General features: G+C 36.5%; 8 protein-coding genes. 5 read left to right on the top strand and 3 right to left on the bottom strand.

Annotated features, from left to right (window positions below):
- Window positions 1–27: 27 nt before the first annotated feature.
- Entirely contained in the window at window positions 28–2,400 is a 2,373-nt protein-coding gene (locus ALGA_RS16315) for an ABC transporter permease (protein ID WP_096430953.1), read from the top strand.
- Window positions 2,401–2,688: 288 nt separating this feature from the next.
- Here the strand turns inward: ALGA_RS16315 and ALGA_RS16310 are convergent, their stop codons facing one another.
- Window positions 2,689–3,057: a putative zinc-binding protein gene (locus ALGA_RS16310; RefSeq protein ID WP_096430951.1), complete on the bottom strand. Its 369-nt coding sequence runs from the start codon at window positions 3,055–3,057 to the stop codon at window positions 2,689–2,691.
- A 39-nt stretch (window positions 3,058–3,096) separates the two neighbouring features.
- Window positions 3,097–4,266 (bottom strand): adenylate kinase, encoded by a 1,170-nt coding sequence (locus tag ALGA_RS16305; protein ID WP_096430949.1) that lies wholly within the window; start codon window positions 4,264–4,266, stop codon window positions 3,097–3,099.
- A gap of 526 nt (window positions 4,267–4,792) precedes the next feature.
- On the opposite strand from ALGA_RS16305, the gene ALGA_RS16300 reads away from it, so the two are divergent.
- The 3 genes from ALGA_RS16300 to pdxH all read left to right on the top strand — a co-directional run bounded on the left by ALGA_RS16300 (window position 4,793) and on the right by pdxH (window position 7,420).
- Window positions 4,793–6,298: a cytochrome c3 family protein gene (locus ALGA_RS16300; protein ID WP_096430947.1), complete on the top strand. Its 1,506-nt coding sequence runs from the start codon at window positions 4,793–4,795 to the stop codon at window positions 6,296–6,298.
- Window positions 6,299–6,381: 83 nt separating this feature from the next.
- On the top strand, window positions 6,382–6,777 hold the full coding sequence (locus ALGA_RS16295) for a hypothetical protein (RefSeq protein WP_096430945.1): 396 nt from the start codon (window positions 6,382–6,384) through the stop codon (window positions 6,775–6,777).
- A 4-nt stretch (window positions 6,778–6,781) separates the two neighbouring features.
- Window positions 6,782–7,420 carry a pyridoxamine 5'-phosphate oxidase gene (pdxH, locus tag ALGA_RS16290; protein WP_096430943.1) on the top strand — a complete coding sequence of 213 codons (639 nt, stop codon included), beginning with the start codon at window positions 6,782–6,784 and terminating at the stop codon, window positions 7,418–7,420.
- A gap of 183 nt (window positions 7,421–7,603) precedes the next feature.
- On the opposite strand, the gene ALGA_RS16285 is transcribed toward pdxH, so the two are convergent.
- Window positions 7,604–8,527, bottom strand: a complete 924-nt coding sequence (locus ALGA_RS16285) for a PfkB family carbohydrate kinase (RefSeq protein WP_096430941.1) — start codon at window positions 8,525–8,527, stop codon at window positions 7,604–7,606.
- Window positions 8,528–8,961: 434 nt separating this feature from the next.
- On the opposite strand from ALGA_RS16285, the gene ALGA_RS16275 reads away from it, so the two are divergent.
- Entirely contained in the window at window positions 8,962–12,447 is a 3,486-nt protein-coding gene (locus ALGA_RS16275; protein WP_096430937.1) for a hypothetical protein, read from the top strand.
- Window positions 12,448–13,167 lie beyond the last annotated feature (720 nt).

Here is a 13,167-nt window from a genome sequence, read left to right as displayed (position 1 = left end):
TTTTAATCCCCTAATAAAATCGACTCAATGCTTTGGTACAAACTTAAACTCTCTTTTCGAAGTCTGGCAAAAGACAAACTCAATTCCATTATCAATATTTTTGGTCTTGCTGTTGGAATGGCTGCGGTAATCCTTATTTCTATTTACGTTCAGCACGAATTGAGCTACGATAAATTCAACACGAAACAGGAACGGATTTACAAGCTAATTACCCTACTTAATGATACTGGAAAAGAGTTATCCCCATACGAAACCGGCCTGCGTTTAACCAATGAAAACTTCGCTTCTCAAATACCCGAAATAGAAGAAATTACTCAATTGTATAGAGGGTATACACAAAATGCGACAGTAAACGATAAACATTTCAACGGAATTCGCTGCCAATACGTAGATACAAATTTTTACAAGATATTTACCCTAAAACCAATTTCAGGGCAATCAACCAATTTATTTTCAAAACCTAATGGGTTTGTTATTAATGCAACAACAGCATTAAAACTGTTTGGAACCACCAATGCAGAAGGTAAAGAATTCGAAATGTTTGGTGGTAATTTATGCACTGTTAGTGCGGTTGTCGAAGATCTTCCCCTCACCTCTAGTTACGATTTTGACATGCTATTACCATTTTCTGGTTTCCCTAGAAAGGCAGGGCTCCAAAGTTTGGAATACTTAACCTATATTTTAGTAAAGCAAGGAGTTGATCGTAATACAGCAATTAAGAAAATTGAAGCTAAATACACCAAAATGCTTGATGATAGATTTGGTGAATATGGTGGGAAAGCAGGATCTTACTTACAAAATTTATGTGATATCCATTTAAGATCAAACTATCAGCAAATCTTAAAACCCGGTGGAAATATCAATACCATTTACATACATATTTTTCTGGCTTTTTTAATATTGATTATTGCCATAATTAATTTCATCAATATTATTACCGTTCAATACGATGGGAAATTAAACCAAATTGGTATCAAAAAAGCGATTGGTGCAGAGCGCATCGATTTAATTAAAGATTTTTTAGGCCGAACCACACTAATGTCTGCCATTGCGCTTCTATTTGCTGTAATAATCGCCGAAATCCTAATGCCTTTTTTTGGTCATTTAATGAACAGAGAATTACCTATTAATTATTTATCAAATCCCCTTCTATTTATAGGGCTTCCCGTGATGGCTTTACTTGTTGGGCTTATCTCAGGCTTGTATCCAGCCATCACAATTACCCGATATACTCCAGCTTCCATCATTAAAGGAAAGCTTCCAAGTAATCACGGCACCAATTTACTTTCTCGAATTCTGGTTATTTTTCAATTCTCAGCATCCATTGTTTTAATCTCGGCAGTTATCATTTCTCAGCAACAGATTGACTATATGAAAAATGCTGATTTGGGTTTCGATACGGAACAAGTAATTGCGATAAACAATCTGAGCCAAACACAAACACAAGCTTACTCCTCAATCAAACAAGAACTTTTAAAAATACCTCAAATCTCTTTTGTTAGTGCCAGTCATCATCTTCCCGGCTATAGCGGAAGCGGTCAACTATTGCGGCTTTATGGAGCTGACATTAAAAACACGAAAAATTTTAATGAATATCGTGTAAGGCCGGACTATTTCAAAACTCTGGGAATCCAAGTTGCTGAAGGAAATGAATTTAATGAGACTCAGGTTGAAAACTGCAAAGGAATTATACTAAACGAAGCTGCCGTTAAATATTTGGAAGTTGATGACCCTTTGGGGAGAATCGTATGGTTTCATGAAGCCAAGTATGAAATCCAAGGCATTGTTAAGGATTTTCATTACGCATCATTGCAGGAAAAAATAGCTCCATTGATGTTTAGTTGCTTCAGTCACTATGGAAATATTCAATTTGTATTACTCAAAGTTAAGACCAATAACATGACTGATTTGCTGAGCAAAATAAAAGAGACATTCAAAAAAGTTGATCCGGAAAGAGTTAATTACCATATGTTTATTGATGATGTCTGCCGCGATCGATATCAAACTGAAGAAAGATCGCAAATACTAACAGGCTACTCATCGGCACTTTCTATCATTCTTGCGCTATTAGGATTGTATTCCCTTACTCTATTTATGGTTCAAAAACGCACCAAGGAAATAGGAATCCGGAAAGTAACAGGTGCCGGTATCAGCCAGATTTCATTATTGCTGTTTTCTAATTTCTTAAAATGGATTGCAATAGCCTTTGTCATATCAATCCCCATTTCATATTATATGATGCAACACTGGCTGGAACAATTTGCCTATCACATCACTATAGGCCCGCTCCCGTTTGTATTTGCAGGATTGATAACCGCAATTTTTGCACTGCTGGTTGTTGGCGGACAAACCTGGAAGGCAGCCAATCAAAATCCGGTTGAATCCTTAAGAAGTGAATAGCAGTCATTTCTAGAAATTATTCAATAAGGGAGCACATCCTATTCGGCTTGTGCTCCTTTATTATCGGGTATAACACATTTATCTATTTCCTGAGCATTTACAAGCTTTTCCGACGACGGAAAGCCTCAGACTTGTGGCGGAATACTTCAGACTTGCGACGGAAAATCTCAAACTTGCGACAACAAACTTCAGACTTGCGACGACAAGACCTAGACTTGCGGCAACAAAACTCAGGGGAGCGACGTGACTGACCTTCCCTAAAATGGTGTTCCTAAGTAAAATTCGTATTTACAGAAGAGTACATGCCACTTCGTAAACTGCATCAACATTGTGTGTGTCGGCGGGAGTTTTTCCCTTGGCATATCCTAATTCGGTTAAACGTAAATGCGTAAAATCTGAGATTTCATTTTTACACATAACCAATTTGCCGCAATCCTTTGGGCAACCATCAATAACAAGAATTTTTGCTCCCCGAACAGAATCTATCATATCAGTAATCCCAGCTCCCACAAAAGCTAAACATTTCATTTGGGCATTTCCTTTTTTTTGAAGTTTCCGGGCAACTAAATCAGTTAGCTCACCCACATCGGCAGCACCAGAACACGCAAAAACTACTTTGGTACTCTTCTCATCACATCCACTAGATCTATTTTCCATGATGTTTATTTTAAATGAAATTACATTCTCACCAAACCATTATCTTAAATGCTTTAAAGCTGATTCAAGCTCAATTGATATTCGCTCTAAAACAGTATCAAATTCCCCGACTCCATCTATTTTTTTCACTCCATGCAATTGATTGTACTTTTCAATTACCGGTACCGTTTTTATTTCATGCTCTTGTAAGCGTTTCACAATTTTTGAGGTGTTGTTATCGTATGGCATGCACCTATCGGTTTTACTTCTTTTATCCAATCGACTAATTAATTCCAGTGTTGGCACTTCAATTTCGATAATTTGAGAAATGGCCGAACCATGTTTTTTCAGTAAACCATCTAAAATATAAGACTGAACTAATGTGCGTGGAAATCCCTTGAAAATGAATCCTTTTACGCCATTCGAATTTGCGATTTTCTTTTCAATCAATTGCACCACAATTTCGTCGGGCACCAATTCTCCATTTTCATACAACTCAACAATTCGTTTCCCAATTTCAGAACTTTTCTGAATTTCCTGATCAAGCATTTGACCGGTAGCAAGGTATTCCAAATCGTATTTTTTTGCCAAAGCAATCCCTTGAGAGCCCCTTCCCGAACCAGGATAGCCAAACAAAACCAAATTGAACAAACTCTTACTCAATTCTTCCTTAATAATCTTCTGAATATTCTTATTTACCTCCTCGATTGATTCATCACCTTTTAATCCAAAATAAACTCCTTTGTCTTTATAAAACTGCAAAACAGGAAGTGTTTTATCATTGTACTCTTTTAGTCTGTTTCGAATTACCACCTCATTATCATCTGCCCTGCCCGAAGTTTTGCCTCTATTCAGTAATCGTGAAACTGAAACCTCCTCATCAACCTCCAAACTAATCAAGCAATTCAGCGAAGTATTCAACTTTATCATTAAGCCTTCCAAAATATAAGCTTGAATATAAGTCCTGGGAAAGCCATCAAACAAAAATCCATTGGAATCGGGATTTTCTGTTATTGTTTTCTCAATGATCTGAACAATGATTTCATCAGAAACCAAACCTCCTGAAGCGATAATGCTTTGTGCTTCGAGACCTAATTTGCTTTTATTTGCTATTTCATTTCGCAACAAATCACCTGTTGAGATATAAAAAAGATTGTACTTATTGATCAAAAACTCAGATTGAGTTCCTTTACCAGCACCAGGAGGTCCAAATAATGCGATGTTTAGCATATAGAATTGAGTTAGCTGTTATACCATTTTGAATAATTCGCGAACCATTGCGAGCGAAAAAACCAGTCTAATGCCGATGAAATAAAATAGGGAGCTATGTTGAGCATGACGAAAAGGAGCTCGCTAATATAGCCAATCGGTATTACTTGTCAAGTCGATCTAAAAAGCCATGATTCTACTACAATGTAATACTTATACCAATTAAGATCAAGATTTATTGTCCAATGTGATAAATTTTTCACTTAAATTATTCTTAAAATATCAGACTTGAATACCATATGTACAAAAGGAACTCGTCGTATTTATATCGATAATTGTCGATGTAATTATTCCTTACAGACTTTTTCATTCTTCACAAAACTTATAAAGTCCAACATAAGCAGACTTTACAGCTATTTAATAAAAATAAATAGTTCTGTAAATACAAGTTAATTGCACAAATAAGAAAGCTTTTAAATTAATCATATAAGTAGATTATTATCAGAGTTTTGTATAAATTATTGCTGATTAACTAAAACAACTCGAAATGAAACTACCCAAGTCTTCGTACAATTGGATCTCCATTTTAGGAGCAAGTATAGCGGTAATTGCCTTTTTTCTGATCGTCTTCTTCTTTGTTATTTCTGTCCTTTTCAATCAGGGAAGTTCCTATATGGGTCTGATTATCTATATTGTACTACCCATATTTATGGTAATAGGAATGCTTCTTATTCCTATTGGGATGTTAATTCAAATTCGCAGAAAAAAGAAACAAATATTTATTTCTGAGGGAATGCGTTGGCCAAAAGTAGATTTGAATGATCAAAAACACCGAAATGCTTTCACCTTGTTCGTTGCAATAAGTTTCATATTTCTATTTCTTTCATCAATTGGCAGTTACGAAGCTTTCGTATACAGTGAGTCGGTGCCTTTTTGTGGTACTTTATGTCATGAGGTTATGGAACCGGAATATGTTACCTATCAAAAATCGGCTCATGCGAAGGTAGCCTGCGTTGAATGTCATGTTGGCGAAGGAGCCGATTGGTATATGCGTTCTAAATTAAGTGGCTTGTATCAGGTTTATGCAGTTACAGTAGGTAATTTCCCTCGTCCGATCCCTACTCCTCTTGCTAATTTACGTCCAGCCAGAGAAACATGCGAACATTGTCATTGGCCCGAAAAATTTTACCCAAACCGTATTAAAAATGAGATACACTTTTTGGGTGATGAACACAATACAGAGTGGAACATTCAGTTAACAATGAAAACTGGTCCCGATCATCACACTCAAAAACTAAGTGAAGGAATTCATTGGCATATTAACCCAGATGTTAAAATCGAGTTCATGTCGGCAGATAATAAATCGGAATACATTCAGTGGGTTAAATATACTAACTCGGCTACAGGAGAAGAGCACATTTACGAAGATACAATGATGGAACCTGACAGTACGTTTTTTGCGGATGGAAAATTGCATGAAATGGATTGTATGGATTGCCACAATCGCCCATCTCACGGCTATTTATCGCCTCCCGATTTTATAGATATAGCGATGGCTTCGAAAGAAGTTGATCCGAAAATTCCATACATAAAATTGGCTGCCATGGAAGCATTATCACCAACCTATTCCACTAAAGACAGTGCCGATTTACTGATCAAACAAAGCGTTCTTAATTTCTATAAAGAAAATTATCCTGATAAAGGAGTAGAGCACGAAGCCGATATCTTAAAAGCAATAGAAGGCATTAAAATTGCTTATCATGAAAATACATTTCCTGAGATGAAGGTTCGTTGGGATGCATACCCCGACCATAAGAGTCATATGGAAACACAAGGTTGCTTCCGCTGTCACGACAACAATCACAGTACAAAGGATGGCCGGGTTATCTCCAAAGATTGCAATCTGTGTCACTCAATTACTGCTCAAGGGAAACCTGATTCTTTGCAAATGGCCTTTACCACTCAAAAAATGGAATTTATCCATCCTGTGGATATTGGTACAGACTGGAAAGACTACTCCTGTGTAGATTGTCACGCCTATCTTTATCCATAAAAAGAGAACAAACAAAAGCATTCTATTTGGAATTGTTTTAATTAAAGAAGATATTCGTATCTGAATTAGAACAAAACCATAGAATGATAGGAAATAGACTGAGCGGTTCGGAACTACATGAATTAGGAATCAAGTGGGTATACAAACACATAAAAGATGAGTTTGAAGTCTTGTCGGTGAATATTGAATTTGAAAAGAATCCTCAAATTCTGGCTAAGAAAGACGATGCTTTGCATTTTATCGTGGTTAAAACAAGTACCTATCCTGATGTAGGTTCACTCTCACCATCTGCTGCTGAGGAAATCATCCAACATGCAGACAAGCACAAGGCTAAAATTTTATTTGCCCATGTTGGCGTAGCAAATGCGGATACCCAAGATGATAAAGAAATGCCATATCCTGTAAAAGGAGGCCAGTACTATATCAATTACACCGGCCTAAGCATTCAGCCAAACATACTAACGAATCCAAATACCTAAGCTAATGAAAAAGGATTTTAAAAAGCTTAGGCATGAATATGGTATGGCTGAATTGAATAAATCGGATATTAATTCAAATCCATTTACACAGTTCCAGATATGGTTTGAACAAGCAGTAAAAATGGAATTACCAGACGCCAATGCCATGACTCTGGCTACGGTTTCAGCAGACAACAAACCTTCTGCAAGAATTTTACTATTGAAGGATTATAATGAGAAAGGCTTCTGTTTCTTCACCAATTACAAAAGTCGAAAAGGTGGTGATATTAAGGCAAATCCTTATGGTGCGCTGGTGTTTTTCTGGCCTGAACTGGAGAGACAAATCCGCATTGAAGGAAAAATCGAAAAGTTGGATTCTAAGTCGTCCGACGAATATTTCTTTGAAAGACCTGTTGGTAGTCGCACAGCAGCTTCAGTATCCCCTCAGAGTGAGGAAATTGAGAGTAGGGAGATTTTAAGCCGAATGATTGAAACCTTTAAAAAAGATAATGGTGATGATTTTAAGAGACCTGCTTTCTGGGGCGGATATCGTCTTGTTCCTGATCTTTTTGAATTCTGGCAAGGACGAGAAAACCGATTAAATGACAGAATTGAGTACAATTTTGACAATAACAATTGGAGAATCAGAACTCTTGCTCCATGAAACAAACACTTTTACCAACAAAAAATTAACGTTCATCCAAAACTCTGAAAATAAGCACTTTCTTAGGGTCACCTTTTGCCTTAAATGAGAATTAAGAGGTAGGAACGATGTCCATTGTTTCTATTCTGAAATATGTATGTAGTTAAAAACACCCCCTTTTTGTTGTAAAGGGGGTGCTTTTTCTTACAATCGGTACTTCTTAGCCGTATTTAGGGGTAAAAAATTATCATAAATCATACAAACTTCCTGAGAAAAGATTGTTGCAATAGAGGCCAAGTCATTAATATGCTCTTCTGAAAGTTCAGCCAAATCTGAAGTTTTAATTCCATTGCGAACAAAAACAAAAGTAATTGCAGCATTTACCGTATCCCCTGCTCCTACTGTGCTAATAGGTTTAATTGATGGTACTTTAAAGGAATATTTTTGATGATTATAAAAAAACAGTCCATCTTTATTAGCTGTATAAATAAGCATTGCATCCGAAAATCCTTGTAACCATTGGTAAGCCTGATCCGAATTTTTCTTTTCACAAATTAATTCGAAATCTTCATTCGATGCTTTTACCACATTTGCCAAAGCCATATTCTCCTTAATATACGGCAAAACCTCCGGCAACATTGGCAAATGCTGAGATCTGAAATTTGGATCATAAATAATCAAAGCTCCTCTCTCTTTGCAATCAACCAAAAATGCATGTAAAGCAGCACGAAACTCCTTTTTAATAGCCAAAAAAGATCCAAAAAGAATAATATCATCCTTTTTAACATCCTTAGGAAACACGATTGTATTGGGAAGTCCTTTACGTGTTTTATAAAAGCTATAATCCGCATTTCTATTTTCGTCAAGAAATGCCAAAGCTAAATTGGAGTTGGTATCAGAGAAATAAGATATGTGTTTGATGTCAACCTCATTTTGCAGCAAGAATTTTTTAATTTGATTTCCAACCCGATCAACTCCCAACTCGCTAATCAAAGAAACATTTATACCCAAGCGGCCTAATGTTACTGATGAGTTTAAGAAGGATCCTCCTGGTTTTGCTTCAAATGGAGTATCGTCCTCAAAAAATAAATCCAACACACAATCACCTATGGTATAAACTTTTCTCATTTACATTTTCATTATTGGTTACACATCTTACTTAAAAACCCACAAGGTACAAAATCAAACTCCATAAATTTATGGAGTCCAAACAGGTACCCATTCTTCTTAAAAAGCAAATAAATATTGAATTTACACGTATTTTAATCAAACGATATACAAAACACCACCAACAAATAGCTACTGACTCACTTATATTCAAAAAAATAATCCGCCTCTTCTTTGGAAGAAGATTAAAAAATATGCAATTTGTAATCTTTATAAATAAGAGTCGAAATATCATACTTAAATCGTTTTCGCTTCCCACAAACTAAGCATATAAAAAACAGAGTGGTTAAACTTAGATAAGCTGAACGATAATGAGGTTTGTAGGAATTTTTAGAATGAGAAAAATAAAGTAAATTTGGTTCCGTCATTCCCTAAGCAAAATAAATTGGAGACATATGCAAAGCAAAAAATCAAGTAAGATTAAATCTAAGGAGGTTAAAATTGATCAAAAAGATTTGATTCGTTATATCAACCTTCAGCTGGCAGCAATGGGTCAGCCTATTTTTACGGAAGATTCCAATGAGGAAAAAACCCAATTAACCGACCCAAAGTTTATTCAGCTTACCGATAGCTTAATAAAAAATTATCGTGCACAAGCGAGATTATTAGCAGATCACCTATGTCCTGCAGATCAACGTATACAAAATTTCTTAAATGAATATTTGGCAGATGTTGACACAGACGTTGCAAAGATTCCAACTTCTACCTTCATTCTTGATCAACCAGGAATAGCAAGAGAATTGAGTCTTCCTCCAAATAAGGATGAACATATCACAGAGTTATTAAGCTCGTATAGAATACAACAAGGTGTACTTCACAACCCCAAACACGATCGAAGAACCACTAGCGGTTCTTTTCATATTGTTGGTGGCGGATTGCCAGTACCTTTAGATAAAATTGAGCTTCCAAAGAAAGCCTATGGTAAATTTTTACAAGCAGCCTTCTCTCCGGACTCAGAATTAAAGCAACTTCCATTTACAGCGACTCAAGAAGATAAAGCTGAATTGATGGTGTCTCTTTTACTTCGCCCGATTGTATGTCCAGAAGTAAAAGGAATAATCAGTCAAAAATCAATGGAGGTTCGTTTCTTCGCTCCTGGCAGCCTGGTTAGTAATCTTGATTTTGTAGAATCGATATTTGGGAATGCCGGTGATCCTAACATTCCTGCTAATGATGCTGGTTTGGATATTGAACATTGGACCGGTCATACCGGCTGTGTTGTATTGGCTCCTCAATTATTAAAGCTTAATAAGAAAGAATTAGGTTTACCTCATTACGATGATGCTACAGAGCGCGAAAGAAATGATGGCGTTTGCTGGAAAGATGAAAATGAGTTGTACAACAACGGAAATGCATTTAAGCTAACCTGTCGCAGCGAAAAAGGTATTGTTATGACCTTAATTGCCGACAATTATTTCGGTTACTCTAAAAAAGAAATTAAAACTCAGATAAGTTTCTCTGCCAACCTTTATGGTTTAGCAGAAGAAGAGCATTCGGGTGGTGCAATCGCATTCCCTCGTAAAAATTTGGGAGATAGCTTTAGTGGTTCTCTTTTTATGAAAAGTGTATTGAAAAAGCAGTACAGTTTTGATGAAATGGTAAAGCAATTTGGAGACACAATGGATGTGAATCCAGAAGGGTTTGCTGTTGACAAAGAATATCCGGACATCTATTACATTAACGAGAATGCGAATATTGATGTTTATGAAAGTAAGATAAACTGGGAAAAGGATGGTAAAAAACAAAGCATTCGTTTAGTGCCGAACCGTTACTACGTTCACCCTTCTGGATATAAAATGCACATGGAGAAGCATCCTTCTGCACCCTCTTGGAGATTGGTAAGTACTGCTTCGGAGGGAACTTTCTGTCATAAACCATGTACTGTTTCTGGTGGAGGAAAATCTGAAATTTCAAAATCATTGCTAAATGCAATTATTTACGGCTCTTTCTATATCCAGGACATGGAGAAAGACTTTAATCTTGCCGATCAGGTAATTAATCATGATTATACAAATCGTTGGAAAGATACTCCAGACAGAACAGCTCCATCCAGATCTCTTTTAAGTTCTGGTCGATCCTTAGGTTCTGTTGTAAAACTATTAACGCCATCGAAATATTATACTGCTGAATACGATGAATTCTTGAATACTATTCCTGATCATGTTAAAGCATTAGTATTATTTGTAAAAAGATTCTATCGTCCGGAAAGAACGGATGGCGGCTGGAGAGATTATTTCTCTGTTGATGTTATCAATGGTAGAAATGGTCACGAATTATTATTCAACAACCGTAAAATTGTTGCCAGTTACCTTCGGGTAGGTTTTGCAGGTAATAAATCGTGGTATTTGAACAAACTACGTCAGGATTTTATTGCCGCAGCAAAAATACAAATGGAAGATGATATTACAGCTTCCATTGTGCTACCAGCCAGCCGATTTAATTATTTGAATGATTGTTACGACAATAAGAGTATTAAACTTACCGCAAATTGCGAACAACGTTTTTTCCAACGTCCTGATGAAGCAGTTAACCGTGGATACGATAAAGAAGCAGAAGCGGATCTTTCGATGAGAAATAACTTTACATCAAACTACGAACCTCTTACCAGAGAAGATGGTCAGGAAATAGTAGCTGATGCTATTGGTTTCGATCTATATACAAAGCCAATTAAGGAAATTATTCGTCAGGGAGCTGAGAGTAAAAAATCGAATTACTTTATTTCTCCTTCTCACACGAGAATTGTAGATGGAAAACCATCTCAAAACCCACGCTACTTGCAGGTTCGTCCGGATTTGGTAAATCCTGTTGATGATCGTTTAGCAGAAATTGGTATTCGTTTGGCTCGAAGAATTCCTTTGGATCAGCCCGTGCATCACCCAGTAAATGCAGTTCTTCCAGGTCGTAGAAATAACCCGGCAGATAAAAAAGCTGGAATTCGTGCTTTGAGTGTTTACAACCCAATTCATTATCAGGAATTGCCTGAATTGTTTATGGATTTCATTTGTAGTTTGACTGGAAAATCTCCTTCAACAACCGGAGCAGGTTCTGAAGGTGCCTTAACTAAAGGTCCTTTCAACATGTTATCTCCAACAACTGATTTGAACAATGCATTGCTTTCTTATATCCTTACCGGATATCAGGGCTTCTCATCAGCAGCAGGACATGTGGGAACAGAAAATCGATTTGATCATGATGTTTCCTTGTTAATTCCTGAACTTTGGTGCAGATTAAAAGAAGAAAACCGCGATCCTAAGTTATTGATTAAGGAAGGTTCATTAGAGAAACTGAACGATTTCGAATACGAAGGAGAAAAGATTCATGCCAGTCGTTTGGGATATCGTATTACTGAAGAATTCCTTTTCCGTTATATGAATCGTATTTTTGATGAGCCTCAGAATGTTTTCAATGAGAGAATGTTGAAACCTGAAATTCAAGATATGGAAGCTTACGCTGATGGTATCAAGAATATCGTAGAAGCTCAGGAAAAAGTTTCAATCAACTACTTTAAAGACAATAGCGTTTCGGCGGCAATTCCACCTTTGCAGATTCTTTTAAATATTATGGCCTATGGCCAATATGAAGGAAAAGAAATCAGCGATCCGGAATTACGTAAACAATTCGACCGAGACTTGGTAATTAACTCATCATGGTATAATGCTCGTTTGAAGAACAAGCAACAAATTGACATCAACTTCTACCAAAAGCAACTTACTTACTTAGAGGCTTTCATGGGCAACAAGATAAATGCAGAATGGAATGAAGAGTTGAATTTGGAAGAACGTTTCTGGAAAGCTAAAAAAGATTTAGAACACGTAAAATCTGAAGAATATCTGAAAAGTTTAGTTGGCACAATTGGTGCTGACCCTCTCTTTAAAAAATAGAGTAAACTTTATTCTAAATAACAATGGGGAACTCTAAACAGAGTTCCTCATTTTTATTTTTGAGAAGATTCAGGGATCAGCCACAAAAGGTGGATCTGAGATTTGAATCAGCTATTTTTTAGCTCTTAATTTTAAGCTCATGAATAGCTCAAACGAAGATTCATTATTAGCCTTGTCCTTACCCGATGACATCCTTGATTATTTTAATGCTGATCATCAAACTGTGGATTGATACTAATTAATTATTCTTTTCCACCCATCCCACAGCCCCCTCCTATAAAGGCGAAGAGGAAATAGCGTTATAGCTGTTTCTATTATCCATCCTTTTTTTTGTTTTATATTTCCTTCTCCTCAAGAAGAGAAGTTAAGGCTGAAAGTTTCTAAAAAAAACTACTATTTATCAAAACACGATAAATTCTAGGAGGTTAGATCTTATTTCAAATCCCAAAACCTTCCTAAAATCAAGCTTTGACTCACGAATTATCGGGACTGTCCTTACGTTTGGGTTTCAACGCTTCAACCTTCGACGATAATCCTTTTGCTATTCCGACGCAAATGTGAATTGCTTTCCAAATATTTTTTTTATCCTGCGCCGGTAATTACTGGCACATTAATATCCCAGGGTGGCATTCGCTGTGCTCATTTACCCCGGGCTATTATCTTTGAGCCCTTCAGGCTCGAGAAAAAAGTGATAACAAAGGGACGACTGTAAAATTTTTC

The organism is Labilibaculum antarcticum, from assembly GCF_002356295.1.
In the GTDB taxonomy this organism is placed as follows: domain Bacteria; phylum Bacteroidota; class Bacteroidia; order Bacteroidales; family Marinifilaceae; genus Labilibaculum; species Labilibaculum antarcticum.
The sequence above is the reverse complement of the archived record's forward strand: the minus strand, read 5'-3'. Positions and strand labels throughout refer to the sequence as shown.

Bases quoted from the DNA above. Each gene is read 5' to 3' on its own strand.
- ALGA_RS16315 (WP_096430953.1), top strand. From the start codon at position 28: ATGCTTTGGTACAAACTTAAACTCTCTTTTCGAAGTCTGGCAAAAGAC.
- ALGA_RS16310 (WP_096430951.1), bottom strand. From the start codon at position 3,057: ATGGAAAATAGATCTAGTGGATGTGATGAGAAGAGTACCAAAGTAGTT.
- ALGA_RS16305 (WP_096430949.1), bottom strand. From the start codon at position 4,266: ATGCTAAACATCGCATTATTTGGACCTCCTGGTGCTGGTAAAGGAACT.
- ALGA_RS16300 (WP_096430947.1), top strand. From the start codon at position 4,793: ATGAAACTACCCAAGTCTTCGTACAATTGGATCTCCATTTTAGGAGCA.
- ALGA_RS16295 (WP_096430945.1), top strand. From the start codon at position 6,382: ATGATAGGAAATAGACTGAGCGGTTCGGAACTACATGAATTAGGAATC.
- pdxH (WP_096430943.1), top strand. From the start codon at position 6,782: ATGAAAAAGGATTTTAAAAAGCTTAGGCATGAATATGGTATGGCTGAA.
- ALGA_RS16285 (WP_096430941.1), bottom strand. From the start codon at position 8,527: ATGAGAAAAGTTTATACCATAGGTGATTGTGTGTTGGATTTATTTTTT.
- ALGA_RS16275 (WP_096430937.1), top strand. From the start codon at position 8,962: ATGCAAAGCAAAAAATCAAGTAAGATTAAATCTAAGGAGGTTAAAATT.